The sequence below is a fragment of the Anaerotignum faecicola genome (assembly GCF_003865035.1).
Lineage (GTDB): Bacteria > Bacillota > Clostridia > Lachnospirales > Anaerotignaceae > Anaerotignum_A > Anaerotignum_A faecicola.
In genome coordinates this window covers 51,836-77,361 of record NZ_BHVZ01000001.1, presented here as the reverse complement: position 1 = coordinate 77,361, position 25,526 = coordinate 51,836, and the positions used below count along the sequence as shown (strand labels likewise).

Genomic DNA, 25,526 nt, shown 5'->3' with positions numbered 1-25,526 from the left:
ATAAATGAGGTGTAAATGAATGTATTTGAAACGATTGGATTTACAGGGTTTCAAATCCTTTCCCGAAAAAGTGAAGCTGGAATTTAACCCGGGGGTGACGGCGGTTGTCGGCCCGAACGGGAGCGGCAAGAGCAATGTTTCCGATGCGGTGCGTTGGGTGCTTGGGGAGCAGAGAGCCAGAAGTCTGCGCGGCGATAAGATGGAGGATATTATATTCGCCGGAACGGAGAACAGAAAGCCCCTTGGCTTTGCTGAGGTTTCCATTCTGATTGATAATCAGGATGGCAGACTGCCTTTGGCATACAGCGAGGTGCAGGTGACGCGGCGTGTGTTTCGCTCGGGTGAGAGCGAATACCGCATTAACGGAACGGCGTGCCGCCTAAAGGATATTCAGGAATTATTTATGGATACGGGCGTGGGCCGAGAGGGCTATTCCATCATCGGACAGGGACGTATTGATGAAATTCTGAGTGCAAAGGGAGAGGAACGCCGCCGGATTTTTGAGGAAGCGGCAGGCATTGTAAAATATAAAACAAGGAAAAACGAAGCGGTCAATAAGCTGGAAAAGGAACAGCAGAATCTGCTGCGTGTGGATGATATCATCAGCGAATTAGAGGTGCAGGTGGAGCCGCTGGAGAAGCAGAGCGAGAAGGCGAGGGAATACCTTCGCCTGAAGGAGCGGCTGAAGCAGGCGGAAATGACTGCCTTTTGCAGGGATGCGGCGCGGATTGCAAAAGAAACGGAAATGCTTTTGCAGGCGGAGGAGACTGCGGCGGAGCAGCTTGCGGAAAGCCTTGCAAAAAGCAATCTGGAAAAGGCGCAGGCGGCTTTCTTCCGAGAGAAAAACGAGGAGCTGGATGCCCTTTTGCAGCAGCAGAATGACAAAATGACAGAGCTGCGTGCCGAATTGGAAAAGACAGAGGGCGAGATTCGCCTGCGCGAGGAGCAGCGTGCCAATGACGAGGCAAACCGCACCCGTATTGCCGGAGAAATGGCGGAAAAGGCGAAAAAGCAGACGGAAAATGAAGCGGAGCAGGAGCTTTGCCGCAGCAAAATGGCAGGACTGAAACTGGAAATGGACGCAAGACAGGAGGAACTGGATGCGCTGCAGGAAGAATATGCATCTCTGAGCACTGTGCTGAGTCAGGATGAAACGAAGGTGGAGTCCTTTAAGGATGAAATTTTTGAGCAGATTCGGATTGGCACAGAGGCGAAGGGGGAAATCTCCAAGCGGGAGGCCATGCAGGAGCAGTTTCTTGCCAGAAGGGCGCAGCTTCTGGGCGAAAAGGAGCATACGGAAAGCAGACTGCATCAATTTACGGTGCATTTGCAGGCATTGGAAAAGCAGGAAAATGACCGAAAGGAGCAGATTCGCTATCTGGAGCAGGAGCTGACTGCCTTGGAGCAGGACAAAAGGCATGCGCTGCAGGAAAAGCAGAAGGCGGAGACAAGCCTTTCCGTACAGGAAAGACGCGGCTCTGAGCTGCAATCGCGATTAGCACTGCTTTCTGAAATGGAACGGGAGCATGAGGGCTATTACAACAGCGTAAAAAGCCTGCTGAATTTGCCGGATGCGAAGGAAAGAGGCATCTGCGGCGCAGTCGGACAGCTTTTGAAGGTGGAGGAGACCTACGAAACTGCTATTGAAGCGGCGTTAGGCGGCGCATTACAGAACATTGTTACCGAAACAGAGGAGGACGCAAGGGATGCCATTGGCTATCTGAAAAGGCGGAACCTCGGCAGGGCGACCTTTCTGCCTGTGACCGCCATCAAGGGCAGACCGCTTGAGGGCAGACAGGCGATTCTGGCGGAGGTCGGCGTGATTGGTACGGCGTATGAGCTGGTTTCGTTTGAGGAGAAATTCAGACAGCTTGCAATGTATCTCTTAGGGCGGATTCTGGTTGTGGAAAATCTGGACAAAGCGGTACAGCTGGCGAAAAAATATCGCCATCAGTATAAGCTGGTTACGCTGGAAGGGGACATTCTGAACCCCGGCGGCGCAATGACGGGTGGCTCACAGCAGAAAAAGGCACTGCATGTTTTCGGCAGAAGCAGAGAAATCCGCAGCCTACAGGAGGCCTTGCAGACGGCAAACCGAACCATCACAGAGATGCGTGACAGGCTTGCGCTTGCAAATGAGGATTTGCAGGAGATTGAGCAGGAAACCGTTGAGAAAAAAATGGAGCTGCAAAGGGTCATGGTGACGCAAAGCAGTGACAGCGGCGAAAAGGAAAAAACACTGGCGGAGAAGCAGGAGGCTGCCGAAAGGCTTTCCCTTCTGGAGCTGGAGGAAAAGCAGCTGGCGGAGCAGACGGAAAATGCCGAGAAGGAAATTGTGGCACTGCGCGAAAGGGCGGCTTGCTCGGAAACGGCAATGGAAGCGGCAAATGCACAGCTGACTGCCTTTCAGGACAGCCTGACGGGCGGCAAGGAAGAAAAGGACATGCTGATGGAGAAGATTACGCAGAGGAAAATTGCGCTTTCTTCCATCGGGCAGAATGTATACAGCATGGAGGAAAAGCTGCTGCGTTTGCAGGAGGAGCAGAAAGCCCTCCGGACAGAGCAGAAAAAAGCAGAGGAGCAGGCGGCACTGTATGAAAAAAATACGGGTCTGCGGCAGGAGCAGCAGGAAGCCCTACAGCAGAGGGCGGCGGAGCTGGAGCAGCAGGCGCAGACCGCACAAAGCTGCCTGAATGAAACGGCGGCAGAGAAGCAGGAAACTGCGGAAAAAGCCGCAAAAGCCGAGGAAACGGCGGCAGAATGGAAGGAAACGGCAAACAAGCTGGAGAATGAACAGCTGCGCATTTTGGCGAAAAAGGAAAAGCTGGAAGAAGAAAAGCAGCGCATTACCGCCCAGATGTGGGAGGAATACGAAATGACGCTGCGGATGGCGCAGGAATATACGGCAGGACTGCCACAGGAGCAGGAGCAGCTTTCCGTGAGGGAATGGAAAGGGAAAATCCGCGCACTGGGGGATGTGAATGTCGGCGCGATTGAGCAGTATAAGGAAGTAAAGGAGCGGTTTGAATTTCTGACGGCGCAGAGAGAGGATATTCTTGCGGCGGAGGAAAAGCTGCAGCAGATCATTGAGGAGCTTTCGATTTTGATGGAGCAGCAGTTCCGCGAGCAGTTCAAGGTGATTTCCGAGAATTTCAGCGAGGTATTCCGCGAAATGTTTGGCGGCGGCAGGGCACAGCTCAGGCTGACCGATGCGGCGCACGTTCTGGAATCCCCGATTGAGATTGTGGCACAGCCGCCCGGGAAAAATTTGCAGAACATGCAGCTGCTTTCCGGCGGGGAGCGTGCATTGACCGCGATTGCGATTTTATTTTCCATTCTGAAAATGAAGCCCTCTCCCTTCTGTATTCTGGACGAGATTGAGGCGGCGTTGGACGATGCGAATGTCAGCAGATATGCACAGTATCTGAAAAAATTTGCAGAGGAAACGCAGTTTATTGTCATTACCCACAGAAAGGGCACGATGGAGCATGCAGATGTGCTTTATGGCGTGACGATGCAGGAGAAGGGCATTTCCAAATTGATTTCCGTTGACTTTTCGGAGGCGGAAAAAAGTATTACAGCGTAAGAAAGAAAAGGAGACCGAATATGGGTTTATTTGATTTTTTTAAGAAGAAAGCCACGGAGGAGCAGCCGCAGACGGAGGAGCAGCAGGAAGGTGTTCTGGAGCTGGACGGCGTGGAAGTGGAAACAGACGCGCAGGAGGCGGATATTGTTCTGGATGTGGAGGATGGGCAGGATATGAACCGGGCTGTCCATGCAGTGATGGATGAGGAGGAAATCCAGATTGACCGCGCAGGAGAGGATATTCTGTATCGGGAGGATGCAGAGGAAGCGCCTGCGGAAGCGGAAATCGAGATTACCTTCGAGGACGCGGACGGAGAGGAAATCCTGACGGCGGAGGACGCGGCGGAGGCCGAAGCAGTTCTGGATGAGCTGACGGAGATTGCAGGGGAAATTCTTGCGGAAAAGCCCCTTGCGGAGGATGAGGTCATCGTTGCGACAGAGGGCGGCGAGATTTTTACGGCGGACAATGATGCGGACGGCAAAGCCTTTGTAGAGGAGCTGGCGGACGAGGTTGCAGAGGAGCTGAATCAGGAGAAACCGACAGAGGAAGCACAGGAAACGCCTGCGGAGGAAAGCGCAGAGGAGGAAAAGCCTGCGAAGATGGGCTTTTTTGCGAAGCTGAAGGCGGGCTTGGATAAGACAAGAAAGAACATCCTTGGCGGTGTGGACGGCGTTCTGGGCGCGTTTACGAAGATTGACGAGGATTTGTTTGAGGAGCTGGAGGAAGCACTCATCATGGCAGATATGGGCGTGCAGACGACAATGGATATCGTGGAAAACCTGCGAAAAAGGGTTAAGAGAGAGCATGCGACCGACCCTGCGGTAATCAAGGATATGCTGATTGATGAGATTACGGCGATTTTGCAGGAGGGTGCGCAGGAGGACGAAAATCTGCCCTCTCCTTCCGTTCTGCTGGTCATTGGTGTGAATGGTGTCGGCAAGACAACGACCATCGGCAAGCTGGCGCATAATTTCAAGGAGGACGGGAAATCCGTGCTTCTGGCGGCGGCGGATACCTTCCGTGCAGCGGCAATCGATCAGCTGGAAATCTGGGGGGAACGCTCCGAGATTCCTGTGATCAAGCATGAGGAAAATTCCGACCCTGCGGCGGTGGTATATGACGCAGTGCATGAGGCAAGAAAGCAGAATACCGACCTTTTAATCTGCGATACGGCAGGGCGTTTGCACAACAAGAAAAACCTGATGGAGGAATTGAAGAAGATTGCGCGTGTCATCGAGAGAGAATACCCTGCGGCACACAGAGAGGTATATCTGGTGCTGGATGCCACAACGGGACAGAACGCACTGCAGCAGGCAAAGCTGTTCAAGGAAGTGACGGATATCACAGGAATTGTGCTGACAAAGCTGGACGGCACAGCCAAGGGCGGCATTGTGGTTGCAATCAAGAGCGAATTGCAGATCCCTGTACGCTATATCGGGGTCGGGGAAGGGATTCACGATTTGCAGAAATTTGATGCGGCTGAATTTGCAGGTGCATTGTTCGGAAGGGAGGCATAAGAGATGGCAGAGGAAAAGAAAATCGAAAATGCCGTTTATGAATATGATGTATTAGAGGAAAGAACGGAACGCCGTCCGGCGACAGTGACCCCCTATGAACGGGAAATCTGTCAGCACATGGAGGGGCTGTTTCCGCATCGTGTGACGAGAGTGTATCGGGAGATAGATTCCGAATTTCTGAGCGTGAATGTTTTCGTGATGAAAGCACCCACGAAGAAGGATTTTCATGTGCTGTATACCACAGGGATGAGCGCGATGCCGATGAAGCTGCCGCAGGAATTTCTGCCGAAATATAAGGATTTGGAGCGCGCGGAGCTGCTGCTGTTTCTGCCGGCGGAATGGGATATTCTGACAGGATACGAAACAGATGCGGATGTGCCTGACCGCCTTTGGTGGCCTGTACGGCTGATGAAATATTTGGCAAGATTTCCGCACGAATTCAAAACATGGCTGGGCTGGGGGCATACACTGCCGAATTCAGCCGATTGTGTGCCGTATGACGAAAGTACGAAGCTTTGCGGCGCGATGCTCGGAGCATTGCAGGAAAATATCAGCATGTTCCGTACGGAGGATGATACGCAGATTAACATGTACTGCGTGATTCCGCTGTATAAAGAGGAAATGGAGTACCAGAAAGCTGCGGGCACAGAGGCGTTGATGCAGAAGCTTTCTGTACTGAATGGGTATGGGATGATTGTATTTCCTGACAGACCGAATGTCTGCGCAGAGGAAGAATAAAAGAAAAAGGCGTATGGAAAGATTTGAACCGAGCTGTTTTGTGCTGTCTGCACAAAATGACTCGGTTCAAAGTTTCTGTACGCCTTTCAAATATAGACCGGTTTTATCACCGGTGTGATTTAGATGTCATTCCTTGCGGTATGCCACAGGCTTCTGTGCTGCCTTTTGGATGGTGTTTTTTAATTCGTAATCCTCATATTTCAGGTCGGGAATTGCCTTCATGCGGTTTTGCCGTTCAACCAGAAATTCCATATACAGCAGTAAATCCGCCTTACTGTCCTCCTCCAGCAGGGTGTAATATCGACGAAATTCGTTGAACGTAGCGGTTTCGTCATCAATCACATAGGGATAGCGGATATCATTGACACCCAAAAGATAATCCATAGAGACATTGAAGATGGAGGCAATTTTTTTTAAATCGGAAATGGAGGGTTGGTTTCGACCGGATTCATAGTTTGCAATCGCTGTATAGCCATAGTTGAGCATTTCGCCTAACTTGACCTGTGTCAGCTTTTTTTCTTTTCTCAATGCTTTCAAGCGGTCTTTAAATTCCATGTCATACACCTCTCCTTTTATTTCTTTTATAGACAAAGCCGAAAAAGTTTGCGCTTTTGGTCGGTTTTGGAAATGTATAAAGTATCCCCCAAATAACAATATTTATTATACGGATAAATTTTCACGGGGAAAAGGCTGAACCACAGATGCAATGAAAATCTTGATAAAAATTTGCGATGCGTGAAGTTGAGTGGTTTTTCTCAAAAAATGCAAAAAATTTTTATTTTTTTGGAAAAATATGAAGAAATTTATTGACATATATCAGAAATGGTGTTATATTCAAATCACATAAAACATATAAAAATACTATGATATATAAAGAGATTGAGAGGAGTATTCTTATGCCGACAAAATATTATTTTGATAACGCAGCAACAACACCCGTAAGGGAGGAGGTATTGCAGGAGATTCTTCCTTACTTTAGAGAATATTACGGCAATGCATCCAGCATTTACAGCATTGCGAAGGAAAGCAAAAAGGCACTGGAGGCAGCAAGGGCAAAGGTGGCGGCTGCGATTGGTGCGACACCCGATGAAATTTATTTCACAGCAGGCGGCTCCGAAAGCGACAATATGGCACTGCGTGGCGTGGTAAACGCAAGCAAGAAAGAGAAAAAACATATTATTACAACAAAAATTGAACATCATGCGATTCTGCATACCGCAGAATTTCTGGAAACAAAGGGTGTGGATGTGACTTATCTGAACGTAGACGAATTCGGGAAGATTTCTTTGGAGGAGCTGGAAAATGTCATCCGTCCGGAAACCGTTCTGATTTCCGTTATGTTTGCGAATAACGAAATCGGTACGATTCAGCCTATCGCAGAGATTGGCGAAATTGCGAAAAAGCACGGCGTTTTGTTCCACACAGATGCGGTACAGGCTGTCGGTCATGTACCCATTGATGTAGAAAAGCTGCAGGTTGATTTGCTGTCCATGAGTGGGCATAAGCTGGGCGCACCGAAGGGCATCGGTGCGATTTATATCCGCAAGGGAACAAGGATTTCTCCGCTGATTTTCGGCGGTGCACAGGAAAAGAAGCTGCGTGCGGGCACAGAAAATATTGCGGGTATTGTTGGTCTGGGCAAGGCTGCGGAGCTGGCAGTGGCTGAAATGGAGGAAACAACAAAGAAGCTGACTGCACTGCGGGATAAGCTGATTCATGGGATTTTGGAAAGCATTCCCGATAGCCGCCTGAACGGACACCCGACAGATCGTCTGCCCGGCAACTGCAACATTTCCTTCTCCTATATTGAAGGCGAATCCCTGCTGCTGCTGCTGGATGCACTGGGCATTGCAGCTTCCAGCGGTTCTGCATGTACATCCGGCTCTCTGGACCCTTCTCATGTGCTGATGGCGATTGGTTTGCCTCATGAGATTGCACATGGCTCTCTGAGACTGACAATAGACAGAGAAAACACGGAGGAGCAGGTAGACTTTATTCTGGAAAAATTGCCCGGTCTGGTACAGCGGCTGAGAGATATGTCTCCCGTTTATCCCGGCAAAAAGGCTTGATAGAAGAAAATCAGACATTTACTTTAGACATTTATATAAATCAGAACACTAAGGAGGAGTTTTGAAATGGAATATAGCGAAAAGGTAATGGATCATTTTATGAACCCAAGAAATGTAGGCGAAATTGAAAACGCAAGCGGCGTTGGACAGGTCGGCAATATGAAATGCGGCGATATCATGAAGGTATATTTGCAGATTGAGGATGGCAAAATCGTTGATGCAAAATTCAAAACCTTTGGCTGCGGTGCCGCAGTTGCGACAAGCTCCATGGCGACAGAACTTGTAAAGGGCAAGAGTATTCAGGAAGCATTGGAGGTAACCAATAAAGCGGTTATGGAAGCACTGGATGGTCTGCCTCCCGTAAAGGTACACTGTTCCTGTCTGGCAGAGGAGGCATTGCGTGCCGCTCTGTGGGATTATGCACAAAAGAACAATATCGTCATTGACGGACTGGAACCTCCCGTAAATGACGTTGACGAAAGACATCATCAGGCTGAATGATAGAAGCACCAAAGAAAAAGGAAACGAAACAGGACACAGAAGATAAAACTCATAAAAACTCAGAAATTTTCAAAAAACTCTCAAAAACTCATTTTATTACACCCCTCTAAACCAATAAAATGCCCCCTTTTCCATTCGGAAGAGGGGGCGTTTTTATGTAGAAGTTCCTTATTTCAAAAGGGACTCATAGCTATGCAGGACAGCTGAGAGACCTTCTTCAAGGGTGCCGTTATTTTCTGCAATGGCTTCTGCCGCCGCGCTATAAAGGGGCAGGCGTTCATGATAGAGCTTCTGCGCCGCCGCCTGATCGGGGGCAAGGGGTCTGCCGTTGCCCGTCTGGAGCAGGTCTGCATCGCGTTTCAGCCAGATGAGTCTGCCGTTGCGCTTGAGATATTCGACATTCAGGGGGTTTTTGATGATGCCGCCGCCTGTGGCAATGACGAGGTTATTCTGTGCGGAAACCTCATGGATGACCTTTGTTTCGATTTCGCGGAAGGCAGGCTCTCCTTCCTTTGCGAAGAATTCGGCAATGGGCATTTTGATGCGCTCAATGATCAACTCATCGGTATCGACAAAGCCTTTGCCCAGCTTTTCTGCCGCCCTTTTGCCAATCGTGCTTTTGCCGCCGCCGCTCATGCCAACCAGAACAAGATTGGAGCGTTCCTTTAAGAGGGGCGTATTGATTTCGGCAATGCGGGCATCCTCCAGATGGGTATCCAGAAAGATTTCTACGGCATATTTTGCCTGTGCAACGAGCATTTCCAGACCGCCTGCGGCACGAATCCCGCGCTTTTCCGCCTCCAGAACAAGCTGGGTACGCAGGGGGTTATAGACAACATCCGCAACGCCTTCGAGCGCGGTGAAGCGGTCTAAATCAATGGGGCAGTCATCGGAGTTCGGATACATTCCGACAGGAGTGGTATTCACGATGATTTTTGCATCGGCATGATTTTTATAACATTCTGCATAGGTGACGGTTTCCGGATATTCCTTATAATATACGGTGATAATTTCGGATGCACCCAATTCTTCCAGAACGGCAATGACAGCCTTGGACGCGCCGCCCTTGCCCAGAACCAATGCTTTTTTGCCGGCAACATCAATGCCGTTTTTCTGGAGCAGATAACGGAAACCGTAAAAATCCGTATTATAGCCGCAAAGCCTGCCGTTTCTATTGACAACCGTATTGACTGCGCCGATTTTCTGCGCGCGGCTATCTACCTCATCCAGATAAGGGATAACCGTTTCCTTATAGGGAATGGTTACATTCAAGGCAGAAAACTGTTTTTCTCGCAGGAAAGCATCCAATTCATCTCTTGTTAAGGGAATCAGATCATAGGTATAATCCGCCAGCTGTTCATGAATGATTTTAGAAAAGCTGTGTCCCAGTTTTTCTCCGATTAGTCCGTATCTCATTAGAAAGTCACCTCGTATCTTTTGTATTTTCTATGGAACAATAGTTTCTCTCTATCTTAATGCAAATAAAGGATTTATGCAATCTCTTTTGCAAAAGAAAAGATTAAAGTTTTTGTAATATTTTTCATTGTATTTTTGTGGTACAATATAAAATAAAAACCAAATGGGAAAACAAAGGAATCAGGTGAAAAAATGAATCGATTTTTGAAAAAAATATGCACCGGCATTTTATGCGGTGTGCTTGGCGTGGTAAGCATCGGGGCGCAGGAGACCTTTGCGGCAGATGCGAAGGAGATGCGTGCTGTCTGGATTTCAACGGTATACAGTGCGGATTACCCTTCCACAACGAATAATGCAGAAGCGCAGAAGAATGAATTTATTCAGAAGCTGGAGCAGGCACAGGCGTTGGGCTTGAATACGGTTGTGGTGCAGGTGCGCCCGAAGGGGGATGCGCTGTATCAGTCCGAGCTGAATCCATGGAGTGCTGTGCTGACAGGGGCGCAGGGGACAAACCCCGGCTATGACCCGATGGCGTTCATGATTGCGGAAGCACACAAGCGCGGCATGGAATTTCACGCATGGATGAACCCTTATCGCATTACGACATCCGGAACGGATGTATCCGCACTTTCTGCGGACAACATGGCAAGAAAGCATCCGGACTGGATTCTGACCTACAACGGGGCAATGTATTATGACCCTGCGAATGAGGAGGTACAGCAGTATATCTGCGATACGGTAAAAGAGGTTGTGGAAAAATATGATGTGGATGCCATCCATTTTGATGATTATTTCTATCCTTCCAATTATCCCCTGCCTGAGGGCGAAACAAGGGAAGGCGCAGTGGCGCAGGAGCGCCGCGACAATGTGGATACGTTAATCAAAAAGGTATATCAGACGATTAAAAATACAAAAGCCTCTGTGGAATTCGGCATCAGCCCGATGGGAATCTGGAAAAACAGCACCTCTGACGAGGCAGGCTCTGCAACACGCGGCTCCGAAGGCTATTATACGGTTTACGGAGATGCGAAAAAATGGGTAGAAAAAGGCTGGGTAGATTACATTACACCGCAGATTTACTGGGAGCAGGGTAATGCCTATGCTGATTATGAGACACTGGTGAAATGGTGGAGCGACGTGGTTGAAGGGACTGACGTAAAGCTTTATATTGGACAGGGGATTTACAAGGATTCCGTTGCGAAGGAGATTGCACAGGAAATGCAGGTCAATGAAAAATACAACGTGGACGGCAGTATGTTCTTCAGTCTGCGGGATTTGCTGAACAACAGACAGGGCTGTGCGGATGCGGTGAAGGCATATTATCAGACAGCGACAAAACCGACAGAGCCAACAACACCGACAGAACCGACCACCCCGACAGAACCGACCACCCCGACCGAACCGGAAGCACCTGTTACGATTGAAAAGAAATATGCCTACGCAGGCAGGGCAAAGGTAACGGTGAACGGCAAGGCGGTGGATTTCCAGACATACACGATTGACGATTATACCTATTTTAAGCTGCGCGATGTTGCAGGTGCGGTAAATGGGACAGCGAAGCAGTTTCAGACCTACTGGGACGAAAGCAAGCAGGCGATTGAGCTGTTCCGTGGTGTGCCGTATTCCTCCTCTGTGAGCGGCGCGGCAGGCAGATATGGCGATACCTATGGCACAACCTCTACTGCAAAGCTATACTGCGACGGGGAAAGAAAGAGTGTGAGTGCCTATACCATCAACGATTATACCTATTACAAGCTGCGCGATTTGGCGAAGCTGCTGGATATGGGCGTGACATGGGAGGAAGGCTCGGCTACCATCGGCATCAACACCGCAAAAAGCTATCAGTAAGCCAGTGACGGGTCGGAAGGAGAAAGAGATGTCCCTTTTTAAGAAATTGCAGGAAAAGAGAACGGCGGAGCGTGTGCGAAAATCCGAAAGAATGCAGGGCTTTACCATGCAGGCGGAATTGAGCGCGACCATCGTCAGTGTAAGGCTGTTGGACGGCACGGAAGCGGAAACGCGGTTTCTGGTGGAATATGCCAACGGCGAGAAGAAGGAGGAAGCTGTTAAGAATGACAGTGAAAGATTTCGGGAGCTGAGCATGTATTTGGGCTAAAGGGAATTTCTTGCACGGTTCCGAAGCGCTGCGAGGGAATTTTCTGAAAAAGCCTTGCAAACAAAGGAAAGAAGTGGTATAGTAATACAAAGTAATGATTATAAACGTTGGTGAAAAGAGTGGGTAGAACAACCCGCTCTTTGTTATTGTAGGGGGAAAGCCCCATCGGATTTTTGTAAGACGGAAAAAGAAAAACGAAAAAGAGGTGTAAAAATGGCGAAACCAAACAATACAGAAGCAAAGGTGCTGCCCATTCTGGAGCCGATTATTGCAGAAAAGGGGCTGGAGCTGGTAGATTTGGAATTTGTAAAGGAAGGCGTAAACTGGTATCTGCGTGTTTATATTGATAAGGACGGCGGTGTAAATATTGATGACTGCGAAGCGGTCAGCCGTGCGCTTGAGGTGAAGCTGGATGAAAAAGATCCCATCGAGCAGGCCTATATTTTGGAGGTAAGCTCCCCCGGTATCGACAGACCGCTGAAAAAGGATGCGGATTTTGTGAAATATCAGGGAGAAATCATTGATGTGAAGCTGTATAAGGCGCAGGACGGCAGCAAGCAGTATCAGGGCAGGCTGCTGGGTCTGGAGAATGGTGTGCTTTCCATCGAGGAGGAAAACGGAAACGTAGTGAAATTTGAACAGAAGGATATCGCCAGCGTGAGATTGGCAGTTATTTTTTAAGCTAAGGGAGGAATTTGGAAAATGGACAGTAAAGAATTTTTGGATGCGCTGAATCTGGTTGCAAAGGAAAAGGGCATTGATAAGGAAGTTGTATTTGAGGCAATCGAGGCATCCCTGGTTTCTGCATGCAAGAAAAACTTCGGCACAAGCCAGAATATTAAGGTGGTTATCGACAGAGAATCCGGCAATGTTGCCTGCTATGCGCAGAAAACCGTTGCAAGCCCTGTGGAAGATCCGCAGCTGGAAATCTCTCTGGAAATGGCAAGAGTGCTGAACCCCAACTATGTGGTTGGCGATGTGGTGGATCTGGAGGTAACACCGAAGGACTTCGGCAGAATTTCCGCACAGACCGCAAAGCAGGTGGTGGTACAGAAATTCCGCGAGGCAGAAAGAGAAATTCTCTTTAACCAGTACATTACAAAGGAAAGAGAGGTTGTAACTGCCATCGTACAGAGAAAGGAACGCAGAAATGTTATCGTGCAGATGGGCAAGATTGATGCGATTCTTTCCGCAAACGAGCAGATTCCCGGCGAACAGTATAACTTCATGGATCGCATCAAGGTGTATGTGCTTGAGGTAAAGCAGACCACAAAGGGCCCTCAGATTTTTGTTTCCAGAACACATCCTGAGTTGGTAAAGCGTCTGTTTGAACAGGAGGTGCCCGAAGTACATGACGGTACAGTGGAAATCAAGAGCATTGCAAGAGAAGCCGGAAGCAGAACAAAGATTGCCGTTTATTCCAAGAATGAAAACGTGGATGCACTGGGTGCCTGTGTTGGGCAGAATGGCTACCGTGTCAATGTAATCGTAAGCGAGCTGGGCGGCGAAAAGATTGATGTGATCAACTGGAGCGAGGACCCCAAGGAATTTATTGCGGCAGCACTCAGCCCCTCTAAGGTTCTGGAGGTTGCACTGAACGAAGCAGAGCAGAGCGCGAAAATCGTGGTGCCCGACCATCAGCTTTCTCTGGCAATCGGCAAGGAAGGGCAGAATGCAAGACTTTCCGCAAAGCTGACAGGCTGGAGAATCGATATCAAGAGTGAAACACAGGCAAGAGAAACAAACTTCTTAGCAGAAGACCCCGTAACGGAAGAAGCGGCGGAGGAAACAACGGCAGAAGAAACAGTAGATGAGGCTGTAGAAGAAGCAGCAGAGGAAGATGTAACAGCGACAGAGGAAACGGCAGAAGGCGAAGCAGAAGCGTAAGAGGGAGGAGAGTATATGAAGCAAAGAAAAGTACCTCTCAGAAAATGTACCGGCTGTCAGGAAATGAAAAATAAAAAGGAACTGATTCGCATTGTACGAAATGATGCAGGCGAATTTGCCTTAGACCGTACGGGAAAGCTGCCCGGACGCGGTGCATATATCTGTCCCAATGCGGAATGTCTGGCGAAGGCGCAGAAATCCAAGGGGCTGGAGCGCTCCTTTAAGGTGGCTGTGCCGAAGGAAGTGTATGAGCAGCTGCTTCAAGAATTGGAGAAACAGACCAATGAATAAATTTTTTTCCCTTCTGGGGCTTTGCAAGCGGGCGGGAAAGCTTGTTGCAGGCGAGGTGGCCGCAGAACAGGCGGTGCGCAAAAAACAGGCATATCTGCTCATTTTAGCGCAGGATGCATCGAAGAATACAAAAAAGAAATTTACAAATTCCGCAGTGTATTATGAACTGCCCTTGGCAGAAATCGGAACCAAGGAAGAACTGGGCAGAGCCATTGGCGCAGAAATGCGCTCCATTATTGCGATTACAGAAAAGGGCTTTGCAAAAAAACTGAAAGAGCTTGCGGATGATAATATAGAGAATAGAACGAAGGTCGGTGAAGGCTGATTTTCGAGAAAGACGAGGTGTTGTGGAATGTCCAAAATCAGAATTTATGAACTGGCAAAGCAGCTTGGCGTTGCCAATAAAGACTTAGTAGCAAAAATCAACAGCATCGGCATTGAAGCAAAAAGCCACATGGCAATGCTGACAGAGGAAGAAGCCGCAAAGGTGACGGCGTTATATCAGCCGAAGAAGGAGGAACCCAAAAAGGATGCACCGAAAAAGGATGCACCCAAGCAGAACCAGCCCAAGCAGAATCAGCCGAAGCAGGATGGGCAGAAAAAGGAAAATGACCGCAGACAGGACGGCAACAGACCTGCACAGAAAAAGGACAACAGAAACGAAGGCAGAAGCAACGAAAACAGAAACGAAAGCAAGCAGGGAAAGGGCAATAATAATAACAATAATAATAATAACAAGCAGGGCGGTCAGAATAACAAGGGCGCACAGCAGCAGGGCAAGAAGGACAACAATAAAGGCAAGGACAAAAAAGACAAAAAGGGCAACAAGAACGGTCAGAAGGTAAGAGAAAACCCCATGGAGCGCAGAAGACGTGAAATGGAGGAGGAAGCAGCGCTGATGGCAGAGCTGGCGGCACTGGAGGCGGAGGAAGCAAACGCAGATCCCGTTATCAAATATATTCCCGAAAGCATTACCGTAAAGGATCTGGCTGAGGTTCTGGGCAAAAAAGGCTCCGATCTGGTTATGAATCTGATGAAAAAGGGCAAAATGCTTGCCATCAATGCAACATTGGATTTTGATACCGCGGCTTCCATCGCAGAGGAATACAACGTGATTCTGGAGCAGGAGGAAGAAAAGGATATCATGGAGGAAGCCTTTGGCGCAGAGGAGGAAGAGGATGAATCCAAGCTGGAGGAAAGACCTCCCGTTGTTGTTGTAATGGGGCATGTTGACCACGGCAAAACCTCTCTGCTGGATGCCATCCGTCATTCCAGCGTAACAAAGGGCGAAGCAGGCGGCATTACACAGCATATCGGTGCATACACCGTTCAGATTGACGGCAAGCCCATTACCTTCCTGGACACACCCGGTCACGAGGCATTTACGGCAATGCGTATGCGCGGCGCGCAGATTACAGATATCGCGATTCTGGTTGTTGCGGCAGATGACGGCGTAATGCCCCAGACAGTAGAAGCAATCAACCATGCGAAGGCAGCAGGCGTTGAAATTATCGTTGCCATCAACAAGATGGATAAGCCCTCCGCAAACCCCGACCGCGTAAAGCAGGAGCTGACAGAATACGGTCTTCTGGCAGAGGACTGGGGCGGCACAACCGTTTGCGTTCCTGTATCTGCACACACGAAGGAAGGCATTGATAACCTGCTGGAAATGATTATTCTGACAGCAGAAATGAAGGAGCTGAAGGCAAACCCCAACAAGAAGGCAAGAGGTGCTATCATCGAAGCACAGCTGGATAAGGGACGCGGCCCTGTTGCAACCGTACTGGTACAGAGCGGCACCCTGCGTGTGGGCGATCCTGTGGTTGCAGGCCCTGCATACGGGAGAATCAGAGCGATGACAGATGATAAGGGCAGACGCGTGAAATCCGCAGGCCCCTCCACTCCTGTTGAGATTCTGGGGCTTTCTGAGGTTCCTGCAGCAGGTGACAGCTTCTATGTAGCGGCAAACGAAAAGCAGGCAAGACAGCTTGCGGAAAGCGTTATCGCAAAGAACAGAGAAACACTGATTAGCCAGACACCCCAGAAGGTATCTCTGGATGACCTGTTCAACCAGATTCAGAGTGGTAACATGAAGGAGCTGGGGATTATTGTAAAGGCGGACGTACAGGGCTCTGTAGAGGCAGTGCGTCAGTCTTTGGAAAAGCTGACAAACGAGGAGGTACGCGTGCGCGTGATCCATGGCGGCGTTGGTGCGGTTACGGAAAGCGACGTGCTTCTGGCATCCGCATCCAATGCGATTATTATCGGCTTCAACGTGCGTCCTGAGCCTGCGGCAAAGGCATTTGCGGATGAGGAAAAGGTGGATATCCGTCTGTATCGTGTTATCTATAACGCAATCGAGGATATTCAGGCTGCCATGAAGGGTATGCTTGACCCCATTTACGAAGAAAAGGTTCTGGGTCATGCAGAGGTACGCCAGATCTTTAAGGCATCCGGCGTTGGTACGATTGCCGGCAGCTATGTAAAGGATGGTAAATTCGTGCGAAATTGTCAGGTTCGTATCGTGCGTGACGGTATCGTTGTGTATGAAGGCGATCTGGAAAGCCTGAGACGCTTCAAGGATGACGTAAAAGAGGTTGCAGCAGGCTATGAATGTGGTCTGGTGTTCAAGAAATTCAATGACGTGAAGGAGGGCGACTGGATCGAAGCCTTCACTATGGTAGAGGTACCTCGCTAATTTTGAAATAAAAGGTGAGAGATTATGAAAACAAATAACAGACTTTCTCGCATCAATGACGAGATTATGAAGGAGCTTTCCCAGATTATCCGGGCAGAGCTGAAGGACCCTCGCATTGGTGTGATGACAAGCGTGATCCGTGTGGAAACGACGCAGGATTTGAAATACTGCAAGGTTTATGTTTCTGTACTGGGTGACGAAAAGGATAAGGAAAATGTAATGAAGGGGCTGCAGAACGCAGGCGGCTTTATTCGCCGACTGATTGCGCAGAGAATTAACCTGCGCTATACCCCTGAGCTGCGCTTTAAGCTGGACGAATCCGCAGAATATGCCATCCACATGGATGAATTGTTCAGCAAAATTGATAAGGAACGCAAGGAAAGAGATGCAGAATGAAAAAAGCAAACAACTCTTTTGATGAAATCATGGAATGGGTTCTGTCGGCGGAAACGATTGCGCTGGCAGGACACACCAACCCCGATGGGGATGCCATCGGCGCCTGTCTGGCACTCGGCGGCGCACTGGAAAAGGCAGGGAAGCAGGTGCAGGTCATTCTGGAAAAATATGCGGATAAATATCAGCTGATTCCGAATGGACATCTGGTCTGTGCGGCAGAGGATGCAAGGCTTCCTGAGCTGTTTCTCGTACTGGACTGCGGTGACGAGGGACGCTTGGGGGATGCGGCGGAAATTTTCCAAAAAGCAGCGAAGAAAATCAATATTGACCACCACGAAAGCAACACCTATTTCGCAGAGCTGAATTATGTGGCGGCGAAGGCCTCCTCGACCAGTGAGATTGTGTTTCAGCTTTTGGAAAACAGACTGCCCATGACGGCGGCAGAGGCGGCTGGGCTTTATGCCGGACTGATTTATGACACAGGCGGCTTCCGTCATTCCTCTACATCCCCTGAAACCATGCAGATTGCAGGGGCCCTAATGGGGTACGGGATTCCCTTTACGGAGATTTATAACCGCTTTTTCGACAGCCGCAGCTTTTCGGAATTAAAGCTGATGGGCAGAGCCCTGAGCAATGCAGAGCTGCTGTTTGGCGGCGATGTGGTCTGCTCTCAGATTACGGCGGCGGAGATTGCGGAGCTGGGCGGCAGCAGTAAGGAGCTGGATGCCATCATCAATTATCTGAAGGGCGTATTGGGCGCAAAGGTGGCCTGCTTCTTCTACGAAAAGACGGAAACGGATGTAAAGGGCAGTTTCCGCGGCAATGACGGCTATGATGTATGCGCATTGGCGCAGAAATTCGGTGGCGGCGGTCATGTGAAGGCGGCAGGCTGTACCATTTCCGCACCCATTGCCAAAGCCAAGGAAATGGTTCTGGCAGAGGTGGAAAAAATGCTGTAAAAAAGAATTTAAGGAGGTACTGTTTTTTGGACGGTATTTTCAATATTTACAAAGAAAAGGGATTCACCTCCCATGATGTGGTTGCGATTGTTCGCAGAACCATTCACATGAAAAAGGTGGGGCATACCGGCACGCTTGACCCCGATGCGGAGGGCGTTCTGCCGGTTTGCGTGGGCAAGGCAACCAAGCTTTCGGATGTCATTATGGATGGCAGAAAAAGCTACCGCGCCATGCTCCGCTTAGGCGTGACCACAACGACGGAGGACGCTTCGGGCGAGGTTCTGGAGACAAAGGCGGTTGTGTTTGATGAGGGAAAAATCCGCGCGGCTGTGGCAGCCTTTATCGGCAGACTGGAGCAGGTGCCGCCGATGTATTCCGCAGTGAAGGTGAATGGGAAAAAGCTGTATGAGCTTGCCAGAGAGGGCAAGGAGATTGCACGAAAGGCGCGCACCATTGAGGTGTATGATATTCGGATTCGCAGATTTCTGCCGCCCGACAGAGTGGAGATGGACATTGACTGCTCGAAGGGGACATATATCCGCACGCTTTGTGCCGATATCGGCAAGGCACTGGGCTGCGGCGGACACATGGCGGAATTGCTGCGGACAGCAACAGGCAGCTTTTCTCTGGAAAACGCCATAAAGCTGGATGATTTGAAGGCACTGGCGGAGCAGGAGAGAGCAGAGGATGCCCTGCTGACGATGCAGGAGGCGCTGAGAGACTTTCCCGTGATAAAAATTGCGGAGGGCTCGACCAAGCTGCTCTATAACGGCGGAAAAATACAGGAAAAATATTTTACGAAGCAGCCGAAGGCATTGCAGGAGGATGAAATCGCAGCGGTTTACGATTTTGAGAATCACCTTGTTGGACTGTATACACTGAAAAAAGAAGAAACGAATTTTTACATCAAACCGTTTAAAATGCTGGTATAAAGCAAGGATTTTTATACTTGTAAAAGGAGTAAAAAAATGGAACATATTACTGACACGCGAATTGAGCAGAGCGAGCCGACGGCTGTGACTCTGGGGAACTTTGATGGTCTGCATCAGGGGCATCGTTCGCTGATCAATCTGACAAAACAATTTGCGGAGGAGGAGGGGCTGAAAAGCGTGGTGTTTACCTTCTCTCCCCACCCGATGTTTGTCTTTCAAAGAAAAGAAGATTTTGCCTTAATCGTTGACCCTTCGGAAAAGAAATTCCAGATGGAGCAGATGGGCATTGATATTTATATTGAATATCCCTTTGATATGAACTTTGCGGCAATGGACCCTGAGGACTTTGCAGTGAAGCTGATTTTTGAAAAGCTGAAATGCCAGGTGCTGGTGGTCGGGGAGGATTACCGCTTTGGCAAGGGCGCGGCAGGCAATTATGAAATGCTGAAGCGCCTTGGTGCAGAACGCGGCATTAAGGTCATCGGTGTGCCGAAGGTGCTGCATGGGGATGAGAGAGTCAGCTCCTCCCGTATCCGCAGATGCCTTCTGGAAAAGAATCTGGAAGAAGCAAACCAGATGCTGACGGTGCCTTATTTTATCCTTGGTACAGTAAAGGAAGGGAAAAAGCTGGGCAGAACCATCGGCTTCCCTACGGTAAATATCGAGGCGCATCCGCTCAAGCTGTTCCCGCCCAATGGGGTCTATGCAACAAAAACCTTATATAAGGGGAAATATTATTACGGTGTGACAAATATCGGCAAAAACCCTACCGTAAACGGCACAGTGAAGATTGTGGAAACGTATTTACTGGATTTCAATGAAATGATTTACGGCGAACAGCTACAGACATTTTTCTATAAATTCCTGCGCAGTGAACAGAAATTTCCCAGTGTGGAGGAGCTGCAAAGGCAAATTGCGATCAATGCGGAGCAGGCGAGAGCCTATTTTCACTCTGCGGAGTATGCACATTGGAGAAGCGAGCAGGAAAAATAAAGGCGTGAAAATCGAAAAAAAGCCTGCTTTTCTTGGGAAACTTGCGTAATTTCCTTGAATTTTCCTTGCAAAGATGGGCTTCGTATGGTAAGATACTAATGTTGTAAAACCGAGACTCAGTTTCCGGACACTCCGACCATTACTTAGTCTTTGGGGATACAGAAATAAAAAAACATAAGGTTTTTAAGGAGGAAAACAACAATGGCAGCAACAATCAACAAACAGGAAATCATCGCAAAATATGGCAGAACACCTAACGACACAGGTTCTCCCGAAGTTCAGATCGCACTGCTGACAGCAAGAATCTCTCTGCTGACAGACCACCTGAAAATGCACAAGAAGGATCACCACTCCAGACGTGGTCTGCTGAAAATGGTTGGTCAGAGAAGAGGTCTGCTGAACTACCTGAAGGAAATCGATATCGAAAGATACCGTGCAATCATTGCAGAACTGGGTCTGAGAAAGTAATTTACAGATGACAGAAAAAGGGAGGAGCCAATCCTCCCTTTCTTTTTAAAAAGCAAGAAACGAGCAGGAGGCACTATAGATTTCCAACTTTTTTTGCAAGAAGGGACAGGCTTGCAGGCGAAGTTGAAGATCTATGGTGCGAAAAAACGACATTCAAGAAAAGGAGAATGATTATGTTTAGAAGCTATTCCATGGAACTGGCAGGCAGAACACTGACAGCTGAAATCGGCAGAGTGGCAGAGCAGGCAAACGGCGCATGCCTGATGCGTTACGGCGATACAACCGTTCTGGTAACGGCAACTGCATCCGATAAGCCCAGAGAAGGGATTGATTTCTTCCCTTTGAGCATTGATTACGAAGAAAGACTGTATTCCGTTGGTAAAATTCCCGGCGGCTTTATCAAAAGAGAGGGCAGACCCTCCGAAAAGGCGGTTCTGACAGCAAGATGTATCGACAGACCTCTGCGTCCGCTGTTCCCCAAGGATTACAGAAATGACGTTGCTATCGTTGCAACCGTTATGTCCGTAGATCAGGACTGCGCACCTGAGGTGCTGGCAATGATTGGTGCATCCCTTGCGCTGAATATTTCCGATATTCCCTTTACAGATCCCGTATCCTCCGTCAATATCGGCTACTGTGACGGCGCACTGGTGGTAAACCCCACTGCGGCACAGAGAGAAACAACCAGACTGAACCTGACCGTTTCCTCCAAGGAAGATAAGGTTATGATGATTGAAGCAGGCGCGGACGAAATTCCCGATGCACTGATGATGGAGGCAATTCATCTTGCATTTGATACCAACCTGCAGGTTGTGAAATTCATTCAGGAAATCACAGCAAAAGAGGGTAAGGAAAAAGCACCCTACACAGAATATGTAATTCCCGAAGACGCATATCAGTTGGTAACAGGCTTTATCACAGACGCAAGAATGGAGGATGCCGTTTTTGCGGAGCTGAAGCAGGACAGAGATGCAAAGATTAAGGCGCTGACCGAGGAGGTTACAGAAGCACTGACAGAGCAGCTGACAGCAATGGTTGGCGAAGAAACGGATATCGACGCACTGATTGGCGATATTATTTATAAATTCCAGAAAATGACGGTAAGAAGAATGATTCTGAGAGACCACAAGCGCCCCGACGGTCGTGGCATTGAAGAAATCAGAAAGCTGTCCGCAGAGGTAGACGTTCTGCCTCGTGTGCATGGCTCCGCGCTGTTCTCCAGAGGACAGACACAGGCATTGACCGTAACCACATTGGGGGCAATCAGCGAAGGACAGAGATTGGATGGTCTGGATACAAACGAAACAGGCAAGAGATACATCCATCACTATAACTTCCCCGGCTTCTCCGTAGGCGAAGCAAAAACCTCCAGAGGTCCCGGCAGACGTGAAATCGGGCATGGCGCACTGGGCGAAAGAGCATTGCTGCCCGTTATCCCCAGTGAGGAGGAATTCCCTTACGCAATCCGTCTGGTTTCCGATATTTTAAGCTCCAACGGTTCTACCTCTCAGGCATCCATCTGCGGCTCCACACTGTCCCTGATGGCGGCAGGTGTTCCCATCAAACGTCCCGTTGCAGGTATTTCCGTAGGTCTGGTAACGGGCGAAAACGATGATGATTTCATCGAAATCACAGATATTCAGGGCGTTGAGGACTTCTTTGGCGATATGGACTTTAAGGTTGCAGGGACAAGCGAGGGTATCACAGCCATCCAGATGGATATGAAGATTCATGGCTTGACCTTCCCTATGATTGAGCAGGCATTTGCGCAGACAGGCAGAGCAAGAGATTATATTCTGAATGAGGTTATGCTGAAGGCAATCGCAGAGCCCAGAAAAGAGCTTTCTCCTTATGCACCGAAGATTGCACAGATGCAGATTGATGTGGAAAAAATTGCTGAGGTTATCGGCGCAAGAGGTAAGGTTATCAAGAAGATTGTGGAGGAATCCGGCTGTGAAATCGATACAGAGGATGACGGCATCATCTACATCAAGGGCATTGACCCCGCAGGTATCCAGATGGCAAAGGATATGATTACCGCAATCGTTTCCGATCCCGAACCCGGCACGATTTATCAGGGGACTATCACAAGATTGATGGCCTTCGGCGCATTTGTGGAAATCGCACCCGGCAAGGAAGGGTTGATTCATATTTCCAAGATTTCCAACAAGCGTGTGGCAAAGGTTGAGGATGTTCTGGCTGTTGGCGATAAGGTTTCTGTGAAGCTGATGGAAATTGACAAGCAGGGCAGACTGAACTTCTCCATGAAGGATGCCATGGAAGCAGAAGAAAACAAATAAGATTTGAAATAAAATAGCAGTAAAACGCAGGCAGGGGCTGTTTGCAGGTGTAAGCCTGTAAACCTCCTGCCTTTTTTATCAGGCGCAGAGAGAAATTTTATCGGAAAGAGGATGGAAAAGACTGCATAAAAACAGAATTTTTTCTCATGATAGAAACAGAAAGCTGATTTAGGAGAGATGGTATGGTTACAATCAGAACACTGGACAACGGCATAAAGGTCGCACTGGAATCCATTTCCTATGTCCGCAGCATTTCCTTCGGGATTTGGGTGAAAAACGGCTCCCGAAATGAACTGCCGCAGGAAAACGGCGTGTCGCATTATATTGAGCATATGATGTTCAAGGGGACGAAAAGCCGCACGGCAAGGCAGATTGCGGAGGAAATGGATGCGCTCGGCGGGCAGATTAACGCATATACCACGAAGGAATATACCTGCTATCATACCCGTGTGCTGGATAAGCATATTGACCGCGCACTGGATGTGATGAGTGATATGCTGCTGCATCCCTTGATTGCACAGGAGGAGGTGCAGAAGGAGCGCAATGTCATTACAGAGGAAATTTATATGTACGACGATGCGCCGGAGGAGCTGGTGCATGATGCCTTGCAGGATGCCATCTGGCGTGATACCTCCCTGGGGATGCCGATTCTGGGGACGGAGGAAACAATTGCTGCCTTTGATGCGGATTTCATTCGGGCGTATTATGAACGGAATTATCATCAGGAAAATATCGTGCTTTCTGTGGCAGGAAATTTCGAGGAGGAGGAAATGCTTGGGAAGCTGAATGAAAAGCTGGGCGGATGGAAACGGGAAACGCCCTTTGTGCAGCATGATACCCATGCGGCGTATCAGATTTCCTGCGTGGAGAAGGAAAAGGACATTGAGCAGGTGCATGTCTGCCTTGCCTTTCCCGGACTGACCAGAGAGCATCCGCAGAAATATGCACTGGCAATTTTCAATACGCTTTTCGGCGGCGGCATGAGCTCGCGCCTGTTTCAGAAAATTCGAGAGGAAAACGGGCTGACCTATTCCATCTACAGCTATACGACTGCCTTTGCGGATACGGGCGTTTTCACGATTTGCGCGAGCATGAACCCCAATCAGACGGAGCGGGTGTTTGAGCTGATTGCAGAGGAGCTGAAGGAGGTGACAGCGGAAGCCTTCCCGGAACAGCTGATTGCGGTGACGAAGGAGCAAATGATTTCCAATTTCATCATCGGGACGGAAAGCACGCTGAACCGCATGACCTCGGCGGGGGCATCTCTGCTTCTGCGCGGAGAGGTGCAGGAAACAGAGGAAGTGATTGCAAAAATCGAGGCAGTGACGGCGGCGGATGTGCTTGCGACGGCGAGAGCAGTGCTCGACACTGAGAAAATCAGCTATTCCGCAGTGGGCAACCTGAAGGGAAATGACTTCGGCGCGCTGGTGGAAAAGTTTTTTAAATAAAAAAGGCACTCCTTAGAAATACTATAGGTACGGATTTATCCCGAATTTTTTGTATTAAGGAGGAATTATCATGAAAGCAACAAATATAATTGCGCTGACCTTAGTGGTTATCGGTGCGCTGAACTGGGGATTGATTGGATTTTTTGGCTTCGATTTAGTCACAACCCTGTTCCATGGAAGCCTGTTCTGGCTGGCAAGAGTGATTTTTGCGCTGGTCGGCTTGTCCGGTCTGTGGTGCCTGACGCTGTATCATAATGTTGGGCAGGAGCCGCAGATGAAAATGACAAAGCAATAAAAGCAACAAAGGAAAAAGCGGGCAGTTCTGCCCGCGGTACATACAAAAGGGAAAGAAGAAAAGGAGTGAAGGAATATGCGTTTTACAAAAATGCAGGGCTGTGGGAATGACTATATTTACATAAACTGCTTCAAAGAAAAGGTGGAAAATCCCGAAAAGCTGGCAATCGCCATGAGTGAGCGCCATTTTGGGGTTGGTTCTGACGGGCTGGTGCTGATTATGCCTTCCGAAGCTGCGGATTTCCGCATGAGAATGTTTAATCTGGATGGCTCGGAGGGGAAAATGTGCGGCAACGCTTCTCGTTGTGTCGGCAAATATGTTTACGAAAGAGGACTGACGGAGAAAACAACGGTGGCACTGGAAACATTGGGCGGCATCAAGATTTTGCAGCTGCATGTAAAGGATGGCATTGTGGAAAGCGTAACTGTGGACATGGGTGAGCCTGTGCTGGAGGCGGCAGAAATCCCCGTTCTGAGCGACAAGCATCCTGTTATCGGTGAAACAGTGGAAATTCTGGATCGGAAATTTGATTTTACCTGCGTTTCCATGGGAAATCCTCATGCGGTTACCTTTGTGGAAAACGTGATGGAATACCCCATTGAGAAATACGGCAGAGTATCCGAATGCCATCCCATTTTCCCCGACAGGGTGAATACGGAATTTGTGGAAATCGTGGATGACAGCCATGTGAAGATGCGTGTCTGGGAGCGCGGCAGCGGCGAAACATGGGCATGCGGCACAGGAGCGAGCGCAACGGCGGTAGCCTGCGTGCTGAACGGCAAAACAGACAGAAAAGTAGATGTAGAATTGATTGGCGGCACATTGACCATTGAATGGAATGCAGAGGACAACCATGTTTATATGACGGGGCCTGCGGAGTTTTCCTTCGATGGGGAATGGCTGCGGGAGGTATAAG

General features: G+C 49.1%; 23 protein-coding genes. 21 read left to right on the top strand and 2 right to left on the bottom strand.

Features of this window, described 5'->3' with window-relative positions; all coding sequences use genetic code 11:
• The first annotated feature begins 19 nt into the window (after positions 1 to 19).
• The 3 genes from smc to EJE48_RS00315 all read left to right on the top strand — a co-directional run bounded on the left by smc (position 20) and on the right by EJE48_RS00315 (position 5,841).
• Positions 20 to 3,586, top strand: a complete 3,567-nt coding sequence (gene smc / locus EJE48_RS00325) for a chromosome segregation protein SMC (protein WP_118581925.1) — start codon at positions 20 to 22, stop codon at positions 3,584 to 3,586.
• A gap of 599 nt (positions 3,587 to 4,185) precedes the next feature.
• Positions 4,186 to 5,103 (top strand): signal recognition particle-docking protein FtsY, encoded by a 918-nt coding sequence (gene ftsY / locus EJE48_RS12835; RefSeq protein WP_207667368.1) that lies wholly within the window; start codon positions 4,186 to 4,188, stop codon positions 5,101 to 5,103.
• 3 nt (positions 5,104 to 5,106) lie between these two features.
• Positions 5,107 to 5,841 (top strand): suppressor of fused domain protein, encoded by a 735-nt coding sequence (locus EJE48_RS00315; protein WP_118581919.1) that lies wholly within the window; start codon positions 5,107 to 5,109, stop codon positions 5,839 to 5,841.
• Between the two features lie 126 nt (positions 5,842 to 5,967).
• Here the strand turns inward: EJE48_RS00315 and EJE48_RS00310 are convergent, their stop codons facing one another.
• Positions 5,968 to 6,396, bottom strand: coding sequence for a helix-turn-helix domain-containing protein (locus tag EJE48_RS00310; RefSeq protein ID WP_118581916.1), 429 nt, complete (start codon positions 6,394 to 6,396; stop codon positions 5,968 to 5,970).
• Positions 6,397 to 6,737: 341 nt separating this feature from the next.
• On the opposite strand from EJE48_RS00310, the gene nifS reads away from it, so the two are divergent.
• Positions 6,738 to 7,910 (top strand): cysteine desulfurase NifS, encoded by a 1,173-nt coding sequence (gene nifS / locus EJE48_RS00305; protein WP_124984191.1) that lies wholly within the window; start codon positions 6,738 to 6,740, stop codon positions 7,908 to 7,910.
• A 66-nt stretch (positions 7,911 to 7,976) separates the two neighbouring features.
• Positions 7,977 to 8,411 (top strand): Fe-S cluster assembly scaffold protein NifU, encoded by a 435-nt coding sequence (nifU, locus tag EJE48_RS00300; protein WP_118581910.1) that lies wholly within the window; start codon positions 7,977 to 7,979, stop codon positions 8,409 to 8,411.
• 168 nt (positions 8,412 to 8,579) lie between these two features.
• On the opposite strand, the gene EJE48_RS00295 is transcribed toward nifU, so the two are convergent.
• A complete protein-coding gene (locus EJE48_RS00295; RefSeq protein WP_118581907.1) occupies positions 8,580 to 9,827 on the bottom strand; it encodes a shikimate kinase in 1,248 nt (415 codons plus the stop codon).
• 192 nt (positions 9,828 to 10,019) lie between these two features.
• On the opposite strand from EJE48_RS00295, the gene EJE48_RS00290 reads away from it, so the two are divergent.
• The 16 genes from EJE48_RS00290 to dapF all read left to right on the top strand — a co-directional run bounded on the left by EJE48_RS00290 (position 10,020) and on the right by dapF (position 25,525).
• Positions 10,020 to 11,675, top strand: coding sequence for a family 10 glycosylhydrolase (locus tag EJE48_RS00290; protein ID WP_118581904.1), 1,656 nt, complete (start codon positions 10,020 to 10,022; stop codon positions 11,673 to 11,675).
• A gap of 28 nt (positions 11,676 to 11,703) precedes the next feature.
• Positions 11,704 to 11,943, top strand: coding sequence for a hypothetical protein (locus EJE48_RS00285; protein ID WP_118581901.1), 240 nt, complete (start codon positions 11,704 to 11,706; stop codon positions 11,941 to 11,943).
• Between the two features lie 213 nt (positions 11,944 to 12,156).
• Entirely contained in the window at positions 12,157 to 12,624 is a 468-nt protein-coding gene (locus EJE48_RS00280; protein WP_118581898.1) for a ribosome maturation factor RimP, read from the top strand.
• Positions 12,625 to 12,645: 21 nt separating this feature from the next.
• The gene (gene nusA / locus EJE48_RS00275) at positions 12,646 to 13,830 is read left to right on the top strand and encodes a transcription termination factor NusA (RefSeq protein ID WP_016407700.1); all 1,185 of its coding nucleotides are present in this window, start codon (positions 12,646 to 12,648) and stop codon (positions 13,828 to 13,830) included.
• Positions 13,831 to 13,845: 15 nt separating this feature from the next.
• Positions 13,846 to 14,121, top strand: coding sequence for an RNase P modulator RnpM (rnpM, locus tag EJE48_RS00270; RefSeq protein ID WP_016407701.1), 276 nt, complete (start codon positions 13,846 to 13,848; stop codon positions 14,119 to 14,121).
• On the top strand, positions 14,114 to 14,446 hold the full coding sequence (locus tag EJE48_RS00265; protein ID WP_016407702.1) for a L7Ae/L30e/S12e/Gadd45 family ribosomal protein: 333 nt from the start codon (positions 14,114 to 14,116) through the stop codon (positions 14,444 to 14,446). Before rnpM ends, EJE48_RS00265 begins: the two co-directional genes overlap by 8 nt.
• A gap of 27 nt (positions 14,447 to 14,473) precedes the next feature.
• Complete coding sequence (gene infB / locus EJE48_RS00260) at positions 14,474 to 16,819, top strand: translation initiation factor IF-2 (protein WP_118581895.1); 2,346 nt, start codon at positions 14,474 to 14,476, stop codon at positions 16,817 to 16,819.
• Between the two features lie 24 nt (positions 16,820 to 16,843).
• Positions 16,844 to 17,215 (top strand): 30S ribosome-binding factor RbfA, encoded by a 372-nt coding sequence (gene rbfA, locus EJE48_RS00255; RefSeq protein WP_016407704.1) that lies wholly within the window; start codon positions 16,844 to 16,846, stop codon positions 17,213 to 17,215.
• A complete protein-coding gene (locus tag EJE48_RS00250) occupies positions 17,212 to 18,174 on the top strand; it encodes a DHH family phosphoesterase (RefSeq protein ID WP_118581878.1) in 963 nt (320 codons plus the stop codon). The genes rbfA and EJE48_RS00250 overlap by 4 nt, the downstream gene beginning before the upstream one ends.
• 26 nt (positions 18,175 to 18,200) lie before the next feature.
• Positions 18,201 to 19,106 carry a tRNA pseudouridine(55) synthase TruB gene (gene truB / locus EJE48_RS00245; RefSeq protein ID WP_118581875.1) on the top strand — a complete coding sequence of 302 codons (906 nt, stop codon included), beginning with the start codon at positions 18,201 to 18,203 and terminating at the stop codon, positions 19,104 to 19,106.
• Between the two features lie 36 nt (positions 19,107 to 19,142).
• Positions 19,143 to 20,099 (top strand): bifunctional riboflavin kinase/FAD synthetase, encoded by a 957-nt coding sequence (locus EJE48_RS00240; protein ID WP_118581872.1) that lies wholly within the window; start codon positions 19,143 to 19,145, stop codon positions 20,097 to 20,099.
• 201 nt (positions 20,100 to 20,300) lie between these two features.
• On the top strand, positions 20,301 to 20,567 hold the full coding sequence (rpsO, locus tag EJE48_RS00235; protein WP_016407708.1) for a 30S ribosomal protein S15: 267 nt from the start codon (positions 20,301 to 20,303) through the stop codon (positions 20,565 to 20,567).
• A 173-nt stretch (positions 20,568 to 20,740) separates the two neighbouring features.
• Complete coding sequence (locus EJE48_RS00230; protein WP_118581869.1) at positions 20,741 to 22,867, top strand: polyribonucleotide nucleotidyltransferase; 2,127 nt, start codon at positions 20,741 to 20,743, stop codon at positions 22,865 to 22,867.
• A 182-nt stretch (positions 22,868 to 23,049) separates the two neighbouring features.
• Positions 23,050 to 24,315: a M16 family metallopeptidase gene (locus EJE48_RS00225; RefSeq protein WP_118581866.1), complete on the top strand. Its 1,266-nt coding sequence runs from the start codon at positions 23,050 to 23,052 to the stop codon at positions 24,313 to 24,315.
• A gap of 70 nt (positions 24,316 to 24,385) precedes the next feature.
• Positions 24,386 to 24,610, top strand: coding sequence for a DUF378 domain-containing protein (locus EJE48_RS00220; protein WP_118581863.1), 225 nt, complete (start codon positions 24,386 to 24,388; stop codon positions 24,608 to 24,610).
• A 75-nt stretch (positions 24,611 to 24,685) separates the two neighbouring features.
• Positions 24,686 to 25,525 (top strand): diaminopimelate epimerase, encoded by an 840-nt coding sequence (gene dapF, locus EJE48_RS00215; protein ID WP_118581860.1) that lies wholly within the window; start codon positions 24,686 to 24,688, stop codon positions 25,523 to 25,525.
• Position 25,526 lies beyond the last annotated feature (1 nt).

What these genes read in the sequence shown, in the direction of transcription:
- smc (WP_118581925.1), top strand. Translation starts at nt 20, where the DNA reads ATGTATTTGAAACGATTGGATTTACAGGGTTTCAAATCCTTTCCCGAA.
- ftsY (WP_207667368.1), top strand. Translation starts at nt 4,186, where the DNA reads ATGGGCTTTTTTGCGAAGCTGAAGGCGGGCTTGGATAAGACAAGAAAG.
- EJE48_RS00315 (WP_118581919.1), top strand. Translation starts at nt 5,107, where the DNA reads ATGGCAGAGGAAAAGAAAATCGAAAATGCCGTTTATGAATATGATGTA.
- EJE48_RS00310 (WP_118581916.1), bottom strand. Translation starts at nt 6,396, where the DNA reads ATGGAATTTAAAGACCGCTTGAAAGCATTGAGAAAAGAAAAAAAGCTG.
- nifS (WP_124984191.1), top strand. Translation starts at nt 6,738, where the DNA reads ATGCCGACAAAATATTATTTTGATAACGCAGCAACAACACCCGTAAGG.
- nifU (WP_118581910.1), top strand. Translation starts at nt 7,977, where the DNA reads ATGGAATATAGCGAAAAGGTAATGGATCATTTTATGAACCCAAGAAAT.
- EJE48_RS00295 (WP_118581907.1), bottom strand. Translation starts at nt 9,827, where the DNA reads ATGAGATACGGACTAATCGGAGAAAAACTGGGACACAGCTTTTCTAAA.
- EJE48_RS00290 (WP_118581904.1), top strand. Translation starts at nt 10,020, where the DNA reads ATGAATCGATTTTTGAAAAAAATATGCACCGGCATTTTATGCGGTGTG.
- EJE48_RS00285 (WP_118581901.1), top strand. Translation starts at nt 11,704, where the DNA reads ATGTCCCTTTTTAAGAAATTGCAGGAAAAGAGAACGGCGGAGCGTGTG.
- EJE48_RS00280 (WP_118581898.1), top strand. Translation starts at nt 12,157, where the DNA reads ATGGCGAAACCAAACAATACAGAAGCAAAGGTGCTGCCCATTCTGGAG.
- nusA (WP_016407700.1), top strand. Translation starts at nt 12,646, where the DNA reads ATGGACAGTAAAGAATTTTTGGATGCGCTGAATCTGGTTGCAAAGGAA.
- rnpM (WP_016407701.1), top strand. Translation starts at nt 13,846, where the DNA reads ATGAAGCAAAGAAAAGTACCTCTCAGAAAATGTACCGGCTGTCAGGAA.
- EJE48_RS00265 (WP_016407702.1), top strand. Translation starts at nt 14,114, where the DNA reads ATGAATAAATTTTTTTCCCTTCTGGGGCTTTGCAAGCGGGCGGGAAAG.
- infB (WP_118581895.1), top strand. Translation starts at nt 14,474, where the DNA reads ATGTCCAAAATCAGAATTTATGAACTGGCAAAGCAGCTTGGCGTTGCC.
- rbfA (WP_016407704.1), top strand. Translation starts at nt 16,844, where the DNA reads ATGAAAACAAATAACAGACTTTCTCGCATCAATGACGAGATTATGAAG.
- EJE48_RS00250 (WP_118581878.1), top strand. Translation starts at nt 17,212, where the DNA reads ATGAAAAAAGCAAACAACTCTTTTGATGAAATCATGGAATGGGTTCTG.
- EJE48_RS00240 (WP_118581872.1), top strand. Translation starts at nt 19,143, where the DNA reads ATGGAACATATTACTGACACGCGAATTGAGCAGAGCGAGCCGACGGCT.
- rpsO (WP_016407708.1), top strand. Translation starts at nt 20,301, where the DNA reads ATGGCAGCAACAATCAACAAACAGGAAATCATCGCAAAATATGGCAGA.
- EJE48_RS00230 (WP_118581869.1), top strand. Translation starts at nt 20,741, where the DNA reads ATGTTTAGAAGCTATTCCATGGAACTGGCAGGCAGAACACTGACAGCT.
- EJE48_RS00225 (WP_118581866.1), top strand. Translation starts at nt 23,050, where the DNA reads ATGGTTACAATCAGAACACTGGACAACGGCATAAAGGTCGCACTGGAA.
- EJE48_RS00220 (WP_118581863.1), top strand. Translation starts at nt 24,386, where the DNA reads ATGAAAGCAACAAATATAATTGCGCTGACCTTAGTGGTTATCGGTGCG.
- dapF (WP_118581860.1), top strand. Translation starts at nt 24,686, where the DNA reads ATGCGTTTTACAAAAATGCAGGGCTGTGGGAATGACTATATTTACATA.